A 17,931-nucleotide genomic window follows, 5' to 3' on the forward strand; every position below is an offset into this window, starting at 1 on the left:
CTGCGGTGAGCGGTCGCGGTAAAGAGACCCTGTCAATACTGGGACCGACCCCAACACCGATGTACGCGAACGGGGAATAGACGAACAATGGCCTGCCGGACCCGCCGCGCAGTACTCACAGCGCTGGGGAGTGGTATCGCTGTGACGGCAGGCTGTGGGGCGTTCGGTCAGGACCGGGTTGACATCCTAGTCGCGGGGAGTTTGCAGAACGCCGCCAGTGAGACGCTCCAGACTCAGACAGACGTCGAAATCGCTGTCGAGGCCCGCGGCTCTGTTCAGGCCGCACGTCTGGTCGCCGACGGGAAGCGCGACCCAGCCATCGTCGCGCTGGCGGATCCGACGCTGTTCGACCGAGTCATGGACACCGTTTGGCACGCTGTGGTCGCCAGTAACGAGATGGTGCTGGCGTACAACCCGGAGACTGACGGCGGGGCACGCGTCGCCGACGCGGAACCGTGGTACGGTCCACTCCGGACTGGCAGTGTTTCCATGGGCCGAACCGACCCGACGCTCGACCCGCTCGGCTACCGGACACTGTTCGTGCTCGAACTGGCTGCCGGCTACTACGACGAACCGGGCCTGAGCGACGCGGTCCTCTCGCCGGACCAGACCTATCCGGAGACGCAACTGCTCGCGCAGTTCGAGACGGGTGCTGTCGATGCCGCGTTCGTCTACCGGAGCATGGCTATCGAGCGGGACTACCCCTTCCGAGAGTTTCCGCCAGAGATACACCTTGGGGACCCCGCGCACGCGGAACAGTACCAGTCCACCAGCTATGCACTGCCAAACGGCGCGGCAATCACTGGCAGCCCAATCGAGTACGGAGCCGTCCGCCGTGATGAGCAAGAAGCAACACGTACAGCCTTCGAGGCAGTCCTGTCCGGTGACTGGCTCGCACCACACGGATTTACCGTCCGCCAGACGTATCCTCGACTAGTGGGAGATGTCCCGAGTACTGTCACGCGGTGAAACCAGAGCCGGCCACACGGTCGGCGTTCGCGAGCTCGTCCCTGTACTGGGAGCGGTGTTGCTCCTGTATTTCGTCGTTCCGGTAGCGGTGCTCGTGCTCACGTACTCCCCAGCGGCGCTGCTGACCAGCCTGACGGAGCCGTACATCATCAACGCCGCGATCACCTCCCTCGTCGCCGCGTTCGGCAGTACGACCCTCGCCGTCGTGTTTGGCCTCCCACTGGCCTACTGGCTCTCGAAGAACACCGGGGCGCTGGCGACCGCCGCGATGGGTGCCGTCGTGCTGCCGCTCGTCCTCCCGCCAGTCGTCAGCGGGATGTTGCTGTTGACCGTCGTCGGCCCGAACGGGCTCGGCGGCCTCACCGATCTGGCGCTGACGCGGTCGCTGCTTGGCGTCGTCGCCGCCCAGACGTTCGTCGCGTCGCCGTTCTTCGTCGTCACCGCCAAGGCCGCCTTCGATGGCATCGACGACCACCTCGAAGAGGCGTCACGGTCGCTCGGACGTGACTGGGTCGGAACGATGCGCACAGTGACGGTTCCACTCGCGAAGCCCGGCCTGCTCGCCGGCCTCGTGCTGACGTTCGCCCGTGCGATGGGCGAGTTCGGCGCGACGATGATGCTGGCGTACTACCCGCGGACGCTGCCCGTCCAGATCTGGGCCTCGTTCATCTCGGACGGGCTGGACGCGGCACTCCCCGTGGCAGTGGTCCTGCTCAGCGTCGCGCTCGGGACGCTACTGATAGTCCACGCGCTCCGGGCGACGCCGTGGCGATAGCGGCCGGTGTCGGAAACGAGTACTAGGACCGCTCGTGGGCCCAGAACTCCTCGTCGACAGTGACCTCTTTCTTGAACAGCGGGACCTCCTCTTTCAGACGGTTGATTCCGTCTTCGACTGCACGGAACGCCTCGCCCCGGTGACCGGCCAGAATAACGACGAAAACGATGTCCTCGCCGGCCTCGACCACGCCGGTCTTGTGGTGCAAGCGGACCGCGTAGACGCCATCGCGGGCTTCGAGGTCCCGCCGGAGCGCAGCCATTTTTTCCGCGGCGACCTCGTCGTAGCGCTCGAACTCCAGCAGTTCCGTCGGCGGGTCCTCCGGCCCCTCCTGTGCGCGGACGCGCCCGGTGAAAGTCGCGATTGCGCCGGAGTAGACCTCGTCCGGGTCCCGCTTTACCTCCGCCACGAGCGTTTCCAGCGTGATGTACGGGTCCCGCTCCTCCATCGCGGTGATGATTTCATCGAGGGCAGCGTCCGCGCCGTGGGGCGCGCGATGGACGACGGGGTCGGCGACCTCGCGGTCGCCGAGGACGACCTTCGGGATGCTCGCGTCCGAGTACCCCTCGACGAGCGCGTAGTCGTAGTCGGGCGCAAGGGCGTCCAGCGTCTCCTCCAGCGTCCGCGACTGGCCCGTCGCGTACCACTCGCCATCGTCGGTGAGCGCAACCGTCTCGGCCGCCCCAGCGTCGCGGTGGCGGGCCGTGTCCTTCCCGGCGGTGTCGACGTCCGGCGCGTGCGTGCAGTGTTTGACCGTCGCGACACGTCCGCTCTCGGAGAGCCGCTGGGTCAGCCGCTCGACCAGCGTGGTCTTCCCCGACTCGGAGTGGCCGACGATACCGAGGACTTGCATGCACGCCAGTAGCAGGGCAACGTAGATAGACCTTTTTCATAGCAGCGGCACAGACACTGTCAACAGCCCTTCCTCAGCGGTCGACCGTCTTCTCGACCACGCGGATATCCTCGATAGCCGTCGCGGGGTACTCGCCGTTTTCGTCTTTCTCGTTTGCCTTCACCATGTCCCAGACGACGTTAAGGCCGGTCGTTACACCCTCCAGCGCCTCCATCTCGCACCCGGTCTTGCCGACCGTCTCGACTGCAACTGTGATTTCGACGGCCTCCTCGCCGACGGTGAACTCGACTTCGACGTTCGTGATGGGGATCTGATGGCACATCGGCACCGTTTCCCACGTGTGTTTCACCGCCTGAATCGCGCCGATGCGGGCCGTCGTCAGCACATCGCCTTTCTCCACCTCGTCGGCGTCGATGGCCGCCAGCGTGGATTCAGTGAGACGAATCTGACCACGTGCGACTGCACGGCGCTGGCTCTCGGCCTTGTCGCCGACATCGACCATCTGTGCATCCCCCGCCTCGTCGACGTGCGTGAACTCCTCGGGCATGGTCTAGCGTAGCTGACGCTGGCCCAAAACCGTGCGGGTCCGGATTATCGGCGAACGAGCCCCAGCAGGTGGCCCACTGCCGGCGCGACCAGTTCCTCCACACCGGTACGGGCAGCGTTCTCGCTCCCGGGTAGACAGAACACCAGACGGTCGTCGACGACGCCGGCGGTCGCGCGCGAGGCCATCGCCATCGGCCCGACCTCCTCGTAGGAGCGCCAGCGGAACAGTTCGCCGAACCCGGGAATCGGGCGGTCGAACAGCGGTTCGATGGCGTCGACGGTCACATCGTCGGGTGTGAGACCAGTCCCGCCGGTCGTCAGAACCACATCGACACCGTCGTCCAGCAGGGCGGCGACGGCATCCTCGATAGCGTCCATCTCGTCGGCGACGAGGCGACGCTCAGCGATTCTGTGTCCCGCGTCTTCGCAGGCCGCGGTGATGATGTCGCCCGCCGGGTCGTCCGCCAGCGTTCGCGAGGTCGAGACAGTGAGGACCCCTATGTCGACCACTTCAGCGTCGTGGGCGTGATGGTCGTCCTCGCCGTGACCGTGGCCGTGGTCACTGTCATGTCCATGCTCTCCATGGCTGTGATCCGCCTCGTCATGGCTGGTCGAGTCGTCGTGTTCGTGTCCCATACCGGGAATGACTGGCGGCGACGAAATATAGCCTCGGCTGCGAGGCCGGCGGTTAGACCAATTCCGGCAGAGTGCGAAGGCAGGAGCGAGTCGACAGAACCGGCGGCTTACTCGTAGTACGGGAGACGTTCGACGACCTCCGCGAAGGCGACGTTCTCGCGGACCTGATCCATCTCGACGCGGAGGCGCTCGCCGACATCCGCGTCGGAGACGATGACGACGTACCCGCCGTCGATACGCGCGACACCGTCACCCTTGTCGCCGATATTGTCGATTTCGACCACGCGCGTCTCGCCCTCGGTAACGGGCGGGGATGACGGTGCGAACTCCGGTTCCCTGCGCGACTCGTCGGAGCGGGAGTCGGACTGCGGCTCTGGCCCGGATTCGGAACTGGACTGAGACTCAGGCCCGGATTGGGACTGTGACCGGGGTGTGGGTGCTTCAGCCGCCGACTGGAACAGTGCGATCCGGTACAGTGTCTCGGGGGCTAGCGTTCCCAGTTCGACCTCTTGTTTCGGAATCTCGATCACGTATGAGTCGTTCTGCTCCTCGACGGGTGCGGTAAAGAGACAGTGAAGATCTGAGTCGGTCGCCATGCGTATAATTGGTTTAGCTAGCACCGGAACTGCATTGATTCTGGTGTTTTTGATTCGCCGGTCCGACCGCTACTGATAGGGGTGGCAAACAGGCGGTGCCCCTCCACTACTGAGTGCGCCATCGAGCAGAAAGCGGCGACTACTCGAACTCGAACAGCCGACGGAGTTCGCGCTCGATGGCGTCAGTGAACGCCGACAGCACTGTGTCGAACGTCTCTTGATCGCCCGGCAAGGACTGCGCACGCGCCGCAGTGTCGTCGGGTAACCGGATGCTGAACGTCCCGTCACCCTCGTACACCGGCTCGCTCTCGCTGAGAATCTGTCTGTCAATTCCGCGAAGGACCTCAGAATCGTACTGGCCGTGCAGTTCCTGATAGGCGTTCGAGTACGCCGTTTCGAGTTCCTCGAAGTAGTGGACGTATTTCTCGTCGAACTTCTCGGCGTCGAACTCGGTCATAGATGCAGTGTCGCCGGGGCGAGAGTAAAGGGTTCTGTGACTGGCGGACGGCCAGCCCGGCGGTCATCGACCCGGTCTCAGTCGTAATCAGGTCCGTCTCACCGGGCGTCAAGCAGGTCGTCGAGGAGTTTCCGCTGGGCGGCGGCGAGGTGCTCGGTAAACGTCGAGGTGGAGATGTCAAGCGCATCGGCCACGTCGCCAGCAGTCGCGTCGCGCGGGTGCTCGAAGTACCCCATCTCGTGGGCACGGGTCAGCACCTCGCGCTGGCGGCCGGTCAGTTTCGCGCGGTCGAGCACGACCGGCCGGTCTGTCTCTGTAGACGTATCTTCGAGCAGTCGCCGAAGTTTGACCGTCTCGCCTTCCGACTGGAGGTCGGCAACAATCTCCCGCAGGGTCGGCATATCCTCGACGAGAAACGTGACGACGACGGATTCGGTATCCGCCGTGAACTTCTGGACAACACAGCCGGCCGCTTCGATACGTTCACAGACACAGCCCTGTTCGGCCGCCCGAGACAGTTGGAAGACGTGTCGCTGGTCGTACGCGAAGACACGGTCCACATTCGAGGAGTCGGTCTGTAGCGCTCTCGGCGGCTCATCACCGCCTTTGAGAGTGAATTCTTCGACGACACGGTCGGCACCGCCACTCGTTGCGCTCCGAGAGACCGACGCCACTGACCAGTCCTCGTCAGCGTGTGGCTGTACCTGACAGGACCGAGGACCGAACACTTCGATCTCGGCGAGCATTCGGCCCGACATGTCTCACGGATGACTTGGCTTACATAAAAAAGGGATTGCGAACATGTTCGTATAAAAAACCGCCATATAATGGGCCTAAGATGTCGGGCTACCAGTTCATCGGGGTTCTGGGTCAAACCCCGAACACAGCGACGTGGCGCGGCCGCTTGAATCGCCCGCGAACCGAGATATTACAAGATTATGAGACGCAACACGATACTCATCGGTCTGTTGATAACAGCGGTGTTGCTGCCGATGTGGTACGTCGCCTTGCACGGCGAGCCACCGTCGGAAGAAATCGCTATCGACGAAAGCGTCAGCGACATCCGCCCGCTCGATAGCATAGTAGAGACGCCGAACAAGCTGTCACCGAGCCAAGTCGGTGTCGTCGTCTGGGTCGCCCTGTTCGGTCTCGTGGGTGTGCTGACGGCCGCCCACCAGTTCATGAACAGGGCGGTCCGGCCGCCCGACGAGGCCGAACCGGTCACTGACGGCGGCAGCGTCTCGCTACCGTGGCTCGACACGGAGCACCGCTGGGTCGTCGAGTACCACGACGCCTCAGACGCCATCGAAGGACTCGTCGCCATGAGCGGGCTGACGGTCCTCTCTATCGTCTTCGCGGCGCTGTTCACCGGCGAGTACCTCACGCTTGCCCGCACCCAGTACTTCGGGCTGTACGCGACCGGGATGTTCCTCTCGCTCGCGCTCTCGACGGTCGCGTACTACGCTTGGTTCATGCCACACGTCGAAGTCGCGGAACTCAGGGGGCACAAATGATAGAGTATCCGAAACCCGATGACGACGAGGAACAGGGCGACGACTGCTCGTGTGACGGGGACACCGGAAAGTCCCCGACGCTGTATGGGGACGCTCGCGCGGAACTCCGCCGCCGTGACTTCGCGAAGTTCCTCGCGACCGTCGGCGGCCTGACTGCCGTTGCCAGCCTCACCGCACCGCTTGCCAGCACCACACAGGTCTTCGAGCGAGGATACGAGGGGCCGGTGTACTCCGACGGGATCCACCTCGTCGACAGCGAGGGCGAGCGCATCACGGAGGGACGGCTCTCCGAGGGCGAGCATATGACCGTGTTCCCGGAGCCCCGGCCCGGCATCGAGGACGCCCCGACGCTGCTGGTGCGCTACGCCGAGTCCGACTACGGCAGCGACATCGCGGAGGGGTTCACTGTCAGCGGCTACGCTGCCTTCTCGAAGGTGTGTACCCACGCCGGCTGTATGGTCTCGGACCGGGAGGAAGACCTCGTCGTCTGTCCGTGTCACTTCGGGAAATTCAACGTTCTGGAAGGGGCGGCGGTCAGCGGCGGCCCGCCGGGACGGGCGCTACCGCAACTCCCGATTACGATGACTAGCGACGGCCAGCTCGTCGCCACCGGTGACTTCGAGGGGCCAGTCGGCCCCGGAGGTGAATGATGTCCCGCTCGAAAGCCGTCTACGACTGGTTCGACACCCGGCTGGATCTGGAGAACGGCCAGAAGTTCCTCGGCAAGGCGTTCCCGGCCGAGGACTCGTTCCTGCTGGGCGAGGTGGCGCTGTTCTGTTTCCTCCTCCTGATTCTATCGGGAATCTTCCTCGGGTTCTTCTTCGAGCCCTCGACCTCTGACGTGGAGTACGAGGGCAGTGTCCAGAAGTTCCAAGGCGAGGAGATGCCCGAAGCGTTCGTCTCGGTACTGCACATCACCTACGACGTGCCCTTCGGGATGTTCATCCGCCGGCTCCACCACTGGGCGGCTCACCTCTTTGTCGCCTCAATCGGGTTGCACATGTTACGGGTGTTTTTCACCGGTGCGTACCGGAACCCGCGGGAGCCAAACTGGATAGTGGGAACCGGGCTCGCGGCGCTGGCGATGGGCGCGGCCTACACCGGCTACGCTTTGCCATTCGACGAGTTCGCCGCCACGGCCACGAGCATCGGGTACAACCTCACAATATCAATCCCGCTGGCAGGTGATTTCCTCGGCCAAGTGGTGTTCGGGGGTGAGTTCCCCTCAAGCGCCACCATCCCGCGGCTGTACTTCCTGCACGTCCTCGTGATACCGGCGGCCATCGCCGTGGGGTTGGCCGTCCACATGGCGATACTCATCCGGCAGAAACACACTGAGGCCCCGCGAGATGGGGACGTGACCGCCGGCCGCCAGTCCGTCGACGAGGACGACGACAGCGTCATCATCGGCCTGCCTGCGTTCCCGAACCAGACCGCGGTTTCGGCCGTCGTGTTCTTCGTCACGGCAGCGACGCTGTCGGCGCTTTCGGGCCTGCTCCCGGTCCACAACGTCGCCGAGTACGGCCCGAACGACCCCGCGGCCACGCCGGAACTCATCATGCCGGACTGGTTCCTGATGTGGGTGTACGGCTTCCTGAAGCTCCTGCCACAGATCAGCTTCAACATCGGCCCGGCCCACATCAACGGCGAGTTCGTCGGCGGCATCGTCCTCCCGGGACTGGTGTTTGCCGCCGTCGCCGTCTGGCCGTTCATCGACCGGACAGACCCGATCCACTTCACCGCAGACCCGCTGGATAGGCCCTGGCAGACCGGCGTCGGCGTGGCCGCCGTCGCGTTCATCATGATCGCCTCGATTGCGGGGATGAACAACATCCTCGCCGATCAGGTGCTGGGAACGACGACGGGCGTCGTCAATCCCATCCTGACGGCCGCGCTGCTCGTCGTCCCGCCAATCTTCGGCGGTATCACGTACCTGCTGTTGCGCGACGGTGAGCCGACGCCGGCGCAGGAGGGAGACGTAGCTGCGGACGGCGGAACAGACACGACCGACGGGGAACAGGAGGCCGGAGAATGACTACGAGCGTCGAACTGACCGAGCGACAGTATCGCCTGTTGGATACGACGAGCAAGCTGGTCGGCCTCGTGCTAGTCGCCGCCGGCCTCGACGTCGGCGGCAGCACGCTGGCCGGCATCGCACTAGCCGTGGTCGGCACTGCCTGTGCGACTGCGACAGTGTTCATCACCAATGAGTAGAAACGACCTGACCGACGACGAGGCGGACAGTGCTGGAATCAGTCGCCGCGACTTCGTGCGCGGCCTCGGAGCGGCGTCACTGCTGGGCGCGACGGGGCTGTCATTCGCCGACAACGGCATGGACGGCCTCGAAGCGGTCGACGACCCCATCGGGTCGTATCCGTATCGGGACTGGGAGGACCTCTACCGCGACGAGTGGGACTGGGACTCCGTCGCCCGCTCGACCCACAGCGTCAACTGCACCGGCTCCTGCTCGTGGAACGTCTACGTCAAGGACGGCCAAGTCTGGCGCGAGGAACAGGCCGGCGACTACCCGACCTTCGACGAGAGCCTTCCGGACCCCAATCCACGGGGCTGTCAGAAGGGGGCCTGCTACACGGACTACGTCAACGCCGACCAGCGCGTTCTCCACCCGCTTCGGCGCACCGGCGAGCGCGGCGAGGGCCAGTGGGAGCGGATCAGTTGGGACGAGGCGCTCACCGAAATCGCCGACCACGTCATCGACGAGGTGCAGGCGGGCCGCTACGACGCTATCTCGGGATTCACGCCGATTCCGGCGATGAGCCCGGTGAGCTTCGCCAGCGGCTCTCGACTCGTCAATCTGCTCGGCGGCGTCTCCCATAGCTTCTATGACTGGTACTCGGACCTGCCGCCGGGCCAGCCGATTACGTGGGGTACCCAGACGGACAACGCCGAATCCGCCGACTGGCACAACTCGGATTACATCATCGCTTGGGGGTCGAACATCAACGTCACGCGCATCCCGGACGCGAAGTACTTCCTCGACGCCGGCTACGAGGGCGCGAAACGGGTCGGTATCTTCACGGATTACTCCCAGACGGCGATTCACACCGACGAGTGGCTCTCACCCCACGGCGGCAGCGACACCGCGCTCGCGCTGGGCATGGCCCAGACCATCGTCGACGAGGGGCTGCACGACGAGGAACACCTCAAAGAGCAGACCGATATGCCGCTTCTCGTCCGGGAAGACACCGGGAAGTTCCTCCGGGCGAGCGAGGTCGGCCTCGCCGAGGACGCCGACGACCCCGAGAAAGTGTTCGTCATGGTCGACGCCGACGGCAATCTCCGTCGCGCGCCCGGTTCGCTGGGCGAGCGTGACGGGCAGCACGACCACTCGGTGAGCATCGAACTCGACTTCGACCCGCAGTTGAGCGTCGACCGGAGTGTCGACACCGACGAAGGCAGCGTCGCGGTCCGGTCGGTCTGGGAGAACCTGACCGACGAGCTCAGTCAGTACACGCCGGCGGTCGTCCACGAGGAGACCGGCGTCGGCGAGAACACCTACCAGCGTGTCGCCCGCGAGTTCGCCGAGGCTGACGCCGCCAAAATCATCCATGGCAAGGGCGTCAACGACTGGTACCACAACGACCTGGGCAACCGCGCCATCCAGTTGCTCGTGACGCTGACGGGCAATCTCGGCGACCCCGGAACCGGACTGGACCACTACGTCGGCCAAGAGAAGATCTGGTCGTTCCACGGCTGGAAGGTCCTGTCGTTCCCGACCGGGAACGTCCGCGGCGTGCCGACGACGCTGTGGACCTACTTCCACGCGGGCATCCTCGACAACACCGACCCGGACACCGCCGAGAAGATACGCGAGTCCATCGACGAGGGCTGGATGCCGGTCTACCCCAGTGAGCGCGAGGACGGGAGCCGGCCGGACCCGTCTACGATGTTCGTCTGGCGTGGCAACTACTTCAACCAAGCAAAGGGCAACGTCGCCGTCGAGGAGCAACTGTGGCCCAAGCTCGACCTCGTGGTCGACATCAACTTCCGGATGGACTCGACCGCGATGTACTCAGACATCGTCCTGCCGGCGGCCAGCCATTACGAGAAACACGACCTCTCGGAGACGGACATGCACACCTACGTGCACCCGTTCACGCCGGCCGTCGAACCACTCGGCGAGGCCAAGACCGACTGGGAGATATTCCGCCTGCTCGCCGAGAAGATACAGGAGCGCGCCCGGGAACGCGGCGTCGAGCCGGTCGAGGACCGGAAATTCGACCGGACCATCGACCTCACCACCATCTACGACGACTACGTCCGTGACTGGGAAACCGGCGAAGAGGAAGGCCTCGTCGAAGACAAAGCCGCGGCGGAGTTCATCCTCGAACACTCCGAGGAGACCAACCCCGAGGGCAGCGACGAGCAGATAACCTTCGACGACATCGACGAGCAGCCACAGCGGTTCCTCGAAGCTGGCGACCACTGGAGTTCGGATATCAAGGACGGCGAGGCCTACGTCCCGTGGCAGGACTACGTCCACGACAAGAACCCTTGGCCGACGTTCACCGGTCGCCAGCAGTACTACATCGACCACGACTGGTATCTCGAACTCGGCGAGGAACTGCCAACCCACAAGGAGGGCCCCGAGAACACCGGCGGTGACTACCCACTGTCGTACAATACGCCTCACGGCCGGTGGTCCATCCACTCGACGTGGCGTGATGACACCAAGATGCTCAGGCTCCAACGCGGCGAGCCGGTGGTGTACATCAATCCCGAGGACGCCGAAGAGCGCGGCATCGAGGACGGTGACACCGTCGAGGTGTACAACGACCTCGGGGCCGTCGAGGTGCAGGCCAAAATCTACCCCTCGGGCGAACCGGGGACTGTCCGGCATTTCTTCTCTTGGGAGAAGTTCCAGTACCCCGACCGGGACAACTTCAACACGCTCGTCCCGATGTACATGAAGCCGACGCAGTTGGTGCAGTACCCCGAGGACACCGGGGAGCACCTGCACTTCTTCCCGAACTACTGGGGGCCGACGGGGGTCAACAGCGACGTGCGCGTCGACGTTCGACCGAGCGGAGGTGACAGCGAATGAGTACTGACCAACAGGACGAGCAAGACGAGGACACGCTGGTCAACGTCGCGGACGGCGTTGACCATCAGGTCGCGATGGTGATGGACCTGAACAAATGCATCGGCTGCCAGACGTGTACGATCGCCTGCAAGAACCTCTGGACGGAGGACGGCGGGTCGGAGTATATGTACTGGAACAACGTCGAGACCAAGCCCGGCGAGGGCTATCCCCGCGGCTGGGAGGACTCCGGCGGCGGCTGGGAGTCGGGCGAACACAAAGAGCGCTCGCCCGGCGAAATTCCCGACGAGGAGGACTACGGCCGCGCTTGGGAGTTCAACCACGAGGAAATCATGTACGAGGGCAGTGACGAACCGTTGCGTCCCCGCGACGGCGCGGAGTGGGGCCCCAACTGGGACGAGGACCAAGGTGCCGGAGAGTACCCCAACAGCTACTACTTCTACCTCCCGCGCATCTGCAACCACTGCACCCACCCCTCCTGTGTGGAGGCCTGTCCGCGCTCGGCGCTGTACAAGCGCGAGGAGGACGGCATCGTCCTCGTCGACCAAGACCGCTGTCGAGGCTACCGCTACTGCGTCGAGGGGTGTCCGTACAAGAAGGTGTACTACAACACCGTCTCGAAGAAATCCGAGAAGTGCATCTTCTGCTACCCCCGCATCGAGGGCGAAGGCCCGGACGGGGAGACGTTCGCCCCGGCCTGTGCCGAGGAGTGTCCGCCCCAGCTCCGGATGGTCGGCTTCCTCGACGACGAGGAAGGGCCGATCCACAAGCTCGTCAACGAATACGAGGTGGCGCTGCCGCTTCACCCGGAGTTCCAGACCCAGCCCAACGTCTACTACATTCCGCCCTTCGCGCCCGGCCAGCATACGGAGGACGGGGAGACGGTCGACATCGACCGGATTCCCCGACAGTACCTCCGGAACCTGTTCGGTGACGGCGTCGATCAGGCGCTCGACACCATCGCCGCCCACCGACAGCGCGTTCGTCAGGGTGGTGACAGCGAGCTGATGGAACTGCTGCAGGACAAAAACCCGGCCAAACAGTACCGATTGGAGGTCTTTGACGATGAGTAGCGTTGCGAGCCGTAAAGCGGCTCGAATTTACGAGCGGGCCGCGCCCGCGAGTAGCGCGAGCGGCTCGGAAACGCGAGCGGGGATGCCCGCGAGCGGCCCCAGTTGGCCACGCCGGAGCGCGCAGGGGGTGGTCAACGATGACTGACCACCGACGCACACTCGCACTCACGGCGGTACTTGCGGCGCTCGTCCTCGTCTCGACGGTGGCCGCACCGATGGCGACTGCTCGGCCAGCCCACGAGATCCCGGTTTCGGACGTCTCGGACGCCAACCTCGCCGAACCGGACGCTGACGGCTGGGAGGAAGTCCCAGCCTCTGACGTGCCGCTTTCGAGCGCCCCGAGTAGCGTCCCCAACGCCGATGACACGTCCGTCGAGACGGTCGACGTGCAGGCGGCCCGGACCGGCGAACGCCTGTACGTCCGCCTGCAGTGGCAGGACGCGACCCGAGACGTGGATGCGAATACCACGCGGGCGTTCGCCGACGCGGTCGCGGTCCAGTTCCCGGCCAACACGAGTTCCCGGCCGCCGATAGCGATGGGCGGCCCAGACAACCGAGTCAACGTCTGGTACTGGAGCGGGGCGACCGGGACGCAGGAACTGCTCGCCGGGGGCGCTGGCTCGACCACAGCATTCGAGAACCCGACCGTACAGGCGACCGCGAGCCACGCTGGCACGGGCGAGAACGCTACTTGGACGGTCGTCTACTCGCGTCCGCTCGACGTGTCGGGGGAGAACCGGACCGACCTGCGGACCGACGGCGACCTCGACGTGGCCTTCGCGGTCTGGAACGGCTCCAACGGCGAGCGGTCCGGACAGAAGGCCGTCAGTGAGTGGCACTACTACCCGTTCAGTGGCGGCCCGGAAGGCCCGCCCTACGAGACGCTGCTGTGGACCCTCGCCGGCATCGCCATCGTCGCCGTCGTCGGCGTCACCAGCTTCGGTATCTACCGCACACGGGGGGCCGAGTAATGGCGACCACGCCCACTGACCCCATGGATGACCTCGACGAGGACGCGGCCGCACGGGGTACGGTGTACGCCACGCTGGCGAAGGCGTTCGAGTATCCCGAGGAGTCGTTCCACGAGGCCGCCGCGAACGGCTCGCTCGAAGCCGACCTCCGGGCCTGTCTCGACCGCACCGCGCTGGATGTGTCCGTCCCGTCGCTGACCACCGACGACGACTACGAGACGCTCGCGGCCCGCTACAACGACATCTTCGAACTCGGCTACAGCGAGTACACGGACCGCACCGACGGCTCGCTGGAGGCGGAGGGACCGCCGGTCCCGCTGTACGAGTCAAAGTACCGGCCGGACCACTCTTGGAACGACGTGAACCTCGACCTCTCGCGGGCCTACAGCCACTACGGCCTCGAAATCGATCAGGACGAGCGTGACAACCACGACGCCCTGACCTACGAACTGGAGTTCGCCGGCTACCTCGCCCGCCGGGAGGCCGCCGTCGGGGACGACGCCGCAATCGCTCGGCTGGACTTCCACGACCGCCACCTCGGCCACGCGGCGGCTGGCGTCGCGGACCGACTGGCCGACGAACCGGGAACCGACATCTACGGCGGCTTCGGCGAACTACTCGACGCGTTCGTCCGGGCCGACCGCAACGGTCTCGCGGCACGTCTGGAGGGGCAGCGATGACCGCCACGTTCCAGCAGCGGGTCAGACCGTTGCTTTCCGACGGACGCCACTCGCTCGCAGATCTGGCTGTGGGCGTTGCGGCCGTCGCAGTCGCCGCCCGCTACTTCGCTGTCATGTTCGTCAACGCGCCGGGATACGGCGGCGTCCCGGTCGCGCCCGACCTGACGACGGCCGCGTCTACGGCCGTCGTCGCCGCTGCAGCGATTGCCGTCGCCGTCACCGACGCCGACCCGCTCACCGGCATCGGGCTGCTGTTCGTCGGCGTGTTCGGCCTGCTGTCGCTTTTCAGTAGCGCGGCAGCGCTCCCGGCGGCCGTCGCAATCGTTCTCGGGACGGCGACCGTCGCGGCCGTCGCAGGACGCCGACTGGACCTCGTCTCGGCCAGCGCAACCGCGCTGCTCGTCGCAGCGCTGAGTATCGGCCTCGCGAGTGGCGTCGGGGACTGGACCAGCCTCCGACCGGTGGCCTCGACCGTCGCACTGCTCGCCATCGCATCGACGCCGGCCTTTGCGGCGACGGACTGGCGGTCGCTGTCGATGGCGGACTGGGGCGCGATCATCGGCGGTGTTGCCGCGTTTTCGGTCGTCGTCGCCGTCGGTCGCACCGTCCCGTTCGTCACCGGCGCGGTCACGCTCACCGGCACCGGCGTCGTCGGGACGAGCGTGCCGGTCGTTGCACTGGCCGCCGCCGGCGCGGTGACGACGGCCAGCGCGGCCAGTCGGACCCGGCGGTGGCCGCTGCTCGCCGGCGTCGCGCTGGTCGCGTTCGCGGGCGTCCCGGCGTCGCTCCCGCGGGCGCTCCCGTTCGCGCTCGGTATCGCTGCGTTCGCTCAGGAGGGCCGACGATGACCGGCTGTCACGACGACGACGAGTTCGAGAAGCACCTCGAAGAGGACCCGGACCCGCAACTCGACCCGGAGCGCAGCCCGGGCCTGCACACCGATATCGAAGCGCTCGAAGACATCGAGGTATCCCGCGAGGACGTGACCATCGGCGAGGCCACACCGGAAGAACTGGCCGCCAGCGACACCGAGCCCGTCGAGGACGACGCGGTGGCGTCGCTGCTGTCGGACATCGAGCACGGCGCGAAGACCGACCGCCGGCGCGCCGCCCTCGAACTCAAGGACCGCGCGTCCACCGACGAAATCGTGGCGGGCCTTGCACGCGCCGCAACGACCGACGACGACAGCGACGTGCGCCAGTTCGCCGTCGAAGCGCTGACGGCACACGGGGGCGAGAGGGCCGCAGCGGTCGCGGTGGAACTGCTGGACGACCCCGACCCGTGGGTCCGGGCCGAGGCCGTCGTCACGCTCGACAACGTCGATCGCGAGGCCCACGAGGACGACATCGAGAGCGTCATCCGCGACGACCACCACGCCGTGCGGCGCAACGCGGCCATCTCGCTGTTCAAGCTCCGCGGCGAGTCGATGGCCGACCTGCTGCTGGAACAGAGCCGTGACGACAGCGAGCGGGTCCGCGAGTGGGCCGCCCACATGCTCGGCGGTGTCGACGAGGACCGTGCCCGCGAGCGGCTGCAAGCACTCACCGATGACCCGGCGACCGTTGTTCGCCAGACTGCTGAGCGGTCCCTCGAAGCGGACCCCGGGCGGTTCCGCCGACAGTTCGGCGGCGCGCTGGAGAACGACGCCCGACTGTTGCCCGGCGAAGACAGACTCAATCGGATGCCCGACCTCTGACGATGACTGATGGAACGCCCACCACACTGACCGACCGCATCGAAGCCGCACTGCGAGACGTGCGCGACCCGAACGCCGACCTCTCCGTGTTCGACGCGGGCTTCGTCGAAAACATCGACGTGGCCGACGGCGAGGTGACAATCGAGGCCGACCTGACCGCGCTGGACGGACAGACAAGCACGCAGGTCGTTCAGGCGATGCTCCACGCGGTCGACGACGTGGACGGCGTCGACAGCGTCCACGTCGAACGGACGACACCCACGAGCGAGGGCGACACCGGCGTCGCGTCGTTCGACCACGTCGTAGCTGTCGCCAGCGCGAAAGGCGGCGTCGGCAAGTCGACAGTCGCCACGCATCTGGCCTGCGCGCTGGCGGCCGAGAACGACGTGGCGCTGTTCGACGCCGACATCCACGGGCCGAACGTTCCCGAACTTCTTGACGTGAGCGGGCCGGTCCACTCCAGCGAGGAGGGGAACCCGCTCCCGGTCCGAGTGGGTGGGATGGACGTGATGAGCGTTGGCCTGATGGAGTCCGGCGCGCCGCTGGCTTGGCGCGGCGCGATGGCCCACGACGCGCTCGAAGACCTGTTCGAGAACACTGCTTGGCGAAACGACGAGATTCTGGTGCTTGACCTACCGCCGGGGACCGGTGACGTAGTGCTGACGACGCTGCAGGAGGTCCCGGTCGACGGCGTGGTCGTCGTGACGACGCCGTTTCACGCGAGCGTCAGCGACACCAGCAGGACAGTCGAACTGTTCCGAGACAACGACGTGCCGGTACTTGGAACCGTCGTCAACATGGCAGAGTACGTCTGTGACTGCTGTGGCGAACCGAACGACCTGTTTACCGGGGACGCGCTGGCGGACCTCGACGCCGAGGCCCTCGCTGAGCTGCCGTTCTCACACGATCTGCAGGGGACGCCAGCGCCCGGCGACGTGCCCGATCCGGTCCGCGACCTCGGAGCCGCCGTTTCAGATGCCCTTGACACCGCCGGCGAGGTCGGCGTCGACCCGACCGCCGATATCCGGGAGCTGCCGCCACAGGAGCGCAAAGATGTGGTTCGCGAACGGTTCACCGCACTGGACAGCGGCGAGTCGTTCGTCCTCGTCAGCGACCGCGACCCGACCCCGGTCGGGCAGTTCCTTGGCCGGCTTGCGGAGGCCCCGCGGGAAGCCTTCGACCCGTTCGAGGTCCGGCGGGAAACACCCGAAGCGTGGGTGCTGGAGACAGTCAAGCCGTGAGTACGGTCGCCTGCAGCCGACAGTGACAGCCAGCCACATGGCTCGCAGGCAGGACTAAAGGCATAATTGTCCGCACCCGTAGTAGTACGATAATGACCGCTATACTCGTGACAGCGGGTCGGTTCGCTCGCGGTCGCTTACGTGTCAGGCCTCGGCGGGCCGGAGGGGAAGCGTGACCGACGCGTTTGCGGTGATGAACGCTATCGGGCTGGTCGGGTTCGCGTTCGTCGGCGCGGCGAAAGCCATCGAAGAACGCTACGACGTGTTCGGCGTCACGGTCGTCGGCGTGATGACGGCGCTGGGTGGCGGGACGACGCGGGACCTACTGTTGAACAGGGTTCCGAACTCCCTGCAGTCGCCCGGCGAAGTCGCGCTGTCGCTCCTCGGCGTCGCCGCCGCCGTTTTGCTCGTGCATTTCCTCGACGACGGCCATCAGCACCCAGTCGTCCTGACGGCCGACGCAATCGGGCTGGCGGCGTTTACGACCACCGGCGCACTGCTGGGTCAGCAGGCCGGGCTTCCGGTGTTTGCCGTCGTCGCGCTTGCGACGGTCAACGCGGCCGGCGGCGGCGCGATATCGGACCTGCTGCTGGGCCGAACACCGTTTATCCTCCGCGAGGACTTCTATGCGTCCTGTGCCGTTATCGGCGGCCTCGCCTTCTGGGCGCTGGCACAGATGGGCGTGGCGCTCACCGTAGCATCGGCCGGGTGCGCGCTTGCAGTACTGTTGGCTCGGGGACTCGGCATCGGCCGTGGGTGGTCGCTCCCGACGGTACAGGCGTGGGAACGACGCGACGCGCAGTAAGCGGTGCCCATCTCTGGGTGCTCGTCTATCGCACCCTGCGCTTTTGCAGCCGCTACG

At 65.8% G+C, this 17,931-nt stretch carries 21 protein-coding genes; 15 read left to right on the forward strand and 6 right to left on the reverse strand.

Annotated features, from left to right (window positions below; translation table 11 throughout):
• The first annotated feature begins 87 nt into the window (after positions 1 to 87).
• Together Har1129_RS06905 and Har1129_RS06910 are read left to right on the forward strand one after the other, a co-directional pair.
• Positions 88 to 969 (forward strand): extracellular solute-binding protein, encoded by an 882-nt coding sequence (locus tag Har1129_RS06905; protein ID WP_151099992.1) that lies wholly within the window; start codon positions 88 to 90, stop codon positions 967 to 969.
• Positions 944 to 1,744 carry an ABC transporter permease gene (locus tag Har1129_RS06910; RefSeq protein ID WP_151099993.1) on the forward strand — a complete coding sequence of 267 codons (801 nt, stop codon included), beginning with the start codon at positions 944 to 946 and terminating at the stop codon, positions 1,742 to 1,744. The genes Har1129_RS06905 and Har1129_RS06910 overlap by 26 nt, the downstream gene beginning before the upstream one ends.
• 22 nt (positions 1,745 to 1,766) lie before the next feature.
• On the opposite strand, the gene Har1129_RS06915 is transcribed toward Har1129_RS06910, so the two are convergent.
• The 6 genes from Har1129_RS06915 to Har1129_RS06940 form a co-directional block, all read right to left on the reverse strand.
• Complete coding sequence (locus Har1129_RS06915; protein ID WP_151099994.1) at positions 1,767 to 2,597, reverse strand: molybdopterin synthase; 831 nt, start codon at positions 2,595 to 2,597, stop codon at positions 1,767 to 1,769.
• Positions 2,598 to 2,670: 73 nt separating this feature from the next.
• On the reverse strand, positions 2,671 to 3,144 hold the full coding sequence (moaC, locus tag Har1129_RS06920) for a cyclic pyranopterin monophosphate synthase MoaC (RefSeq protein ID WP_151099995.1): 474 nt from the start codon (positions 3,142 to 3,144) through the stop codon (positions 2,671 to 2,673).
• A gap of 44 nt (positions 3,145 to 3,188) precedes the next feature.
• Positions 3,189 to 3,779 (reverse strand): molybdenum cofactor biosynthesis protein B, encoded by a 591-nt coding sequence (locus tag Har1129_RS06925; protein ID WP_151099996.1) that lies wholly within the window; start codon positions 3,777 to 3,779, stop codon positions 3,189 to 3,191.
• Positions 3,780 to 3,886: 107 nt separating this feature from the next.
• Positions 3,887 to 4,375, reverse strand: a complete 489-nt coding sequence (locus Har1129_RS06930; RefSeq protein WP_151099997.1) for a TRAM domain-containing protein — start codon at positions 4,373 to 4,375, stop codon at positions 3,887 to 3,889.
• Positions 4,376 to 4,514: 139 nt separating this feature from the next.
• A complete protein-coding gene (locus Har1129_RS06935; RefSeq protein WP_151099998.1) occupies positions 4,515 to 4,832 on the reverse strand; it encodes a DUF5783 family protein in 318 nt (105 codons plus the stop codon).
• Between the two features lie 98 nt (positions 4,833 to 4,930).
• Positions 4,931 to 5,590 carry a helix-turn-helix domain-containing protein gene (locus Har1129_RS06940; RefSeq protein ID WP_151099999.1) on the reverse strand — a complete coding sequence of 220 codons (660 nt, stop codon included), beginning with the start codon at positions 5,588 to 5,590 and terminating at the stop codon, positions 4,931 to 4,933.
• Between the two features lie 180 nt (positions 5,591 to 5,770).
• Between Har1129_RS06940 and Har1129_RS06945 the strand changes: the two genes are divergently transcribed.
• From Har1129_RS06945 to Har1129_RS07000, 13 genes are all read left to right on the forward strand, one after another.
• A complete protein-coding gene (locus tag Har1129_RS06945; protein ID WP_151100000.1) occupies positions 5,771 to 6,346 on the forward strand; it encodes a hypothetical protein in 576 nt (191 codons plus the stop codon).
• A complete protein-coding gene (locus Har1129_RS06950) occupies positions 6,343 to 6,996 on the forward strand; it encodes a ubiquinol-cytochrome c reductase iron-sulfur subunit (RefSeq protein ID WP_151100001.1) in 654 nt (217 codons plus the stop codon). Before Har1129_RS06945 ends, Har1129_RS06950 begins: the two co-directional genes overlap by 4 nt.
• Positions 6,996 to 8,381 (forward strand): cytochrome bc complex cytochrome b subunit, encoded by a 1,386-nt coding sequence (locus tag Har1129_RS06955; protein WP_151100002.1) that lies wholly within the window; start codon positions 6,996 to 6,998, stop codon positions 8,379 to 8,381. Before Har1129_RS06950 ends, Har1129_RS06955 begins: the two co-directional genes overlap by 1 nt.
• Positions 8,378 to 8,560 carry a hypothetical protein gene (locus Har1129_RS06960; RefSeq protein WP_151100003.1) on the forward strand — a complete coding sequence of 61 codons (183 nt, stop codon included), beginning with the start codon at positions 8,378 to 8,380 and terminating at the stop codon, positions 8,558 to 8,560. The genes Har1129_RS06955 and Har1129_RS06960 overlap by 4 nt, the downstream gene beginning before the upstream one ends.
• Positions 8,553 to 11,411 (forward strand): molybdopterin-dependent oxidoreductase, encoded by a 2,859-nt coding sequence (locus Har1129_RS06965; RefSeq protein ID WP_151100004.1) that lies wholly within the window; start codon positions 8,553 to 8,555, stop codon positions 11,409 to 11,411. Before Har1129_RS06960 ends, Har1129_RS06965 begins: the two co-directional genes overlap by 8 nt.
• On the forward strand, positions 11,408 to 12,481 hold the full coding sequence (locus Har1129_RS06970; protein WP_151100005.1) for a 4Fe-4S dicluster domain-containing protein: 1,074 nt from the start codon (positions 11,408 to 11,410) through the stop codon (positions 12,479 to 12,481). The genes Har1129_RS06965 and Har1129_RS06970 overlap by 4 nt, the downstream gene beginning before the upstream one ends.
• Positions 12,474 to 12,626: a hypothetical protein gene (locus Har1129_RS20500; protein ID WP_191906130.1), complete on the forward strand. Its 153-nt coding sequence runs from the start codon at positions 12,474 to 12,476 to the stop codon at positions 12,624 to 12,626. The genes Har1129_RS06970 and Har1129_RS20500 overlap by 8 nt, the downstream gene beginning before the upstream one ends.
• Positions 12,619 to 13,452 carry an ethylbenzene dehydrogenase-related protein gene (locus Har1129_RS06975; protein ID WP_151100006.1) on the forward strand — a complete coding sequence of 278 codons (834 nt, stop codon included), beginning with the start codon at positions 12,619 to 12,621 and terminating at the stop codon, positions 13,450 to 13,452. The genes Har1129_RS20500 and Har1129_RS06975 overlap by 8 nt, the downstream gene beginning before the upstream one ends.
• Positions 13,452 to 14,132, forward strand: coding sequence for a molecular chaperone TorD family protein (locus Har1129_RS06980; RefSeq protein WP_151100007.1), 681 nt, complete (start codon positions 13,452 to 13,454; stop codon positions 14,130 to 14,132). The genes Har1129_RS06975 and Har1129_RS06980 overlap by 1 nt, the downstream gene beginning before the upstream one ends.
• Positions 14,129 to 14,980: a phosphate ABC transporter permease gene (locus Har1129_RS06985; RefSeq protein WP_151100008.1), complete on the forward strand. Its 852-nt coding sequence runs from the start codon at positions 14,129 to 14,131 to the stop codon at positions 14,978 to 14,980. The genes Har1129_RS06980 and Har1129_RS06985 overlap by 4 nt, the downstream gene beginning before the upstream one ends.
• Positions 14,977 to 15,828: a HEAT repeat domain-containing protein gene (locus Har1129_RS06990; RefSeq protein ID WP_151100009.1), complete on the forward strand. Its 852-nt coding sequence runs from the start codon at positions 14,977 to 14,979 to the stop codon at positions 15,826 to 15,828. Before Har1129_RS06985 ends, Har1129_RS06990 begins: the two co-directional genes overlap by 4 nt.
• Positions 15,829 to 15,830: 2 nt before the next feature.
• The gene (locus tag Har1129_RS06995; protein ID WP_151100010.1) at positions 15,831 to 17,069 is read left to right on the forward strand and encodes a P-loop NTPase; all 1,239 of its coding nucleotides are present in this window, start codon (positions 15,831 to 15,833) and stop codon (positions 17,067 to 17,069) included.
• 172 nt (positions 17,070 to 17,241) lie between these two features.
• Positions 17,242 to 17,874 (forward strand): trimeric intracellular cation channel family protein, encoded by a 633-nt coding sequence (locus tag Har1129_RS07000; RefSeq protein WP_305037543.1) that lies wholly within the window; start codon positions 17,242 to 17,244, stop codon positions 17,872 to 17,874.
• The last annotated feature ends 57 nt before the right edge of the window (positions 17,875 to 17,931 follow it).

This window comes from Haloarcula sp. CBA1129, from assembly GCF_008729015.1.
Lineage (GTDB): Archaea > Halobacteriota > Halobacteria > Halobacteriales > Haloarculaceae > Haloarcula.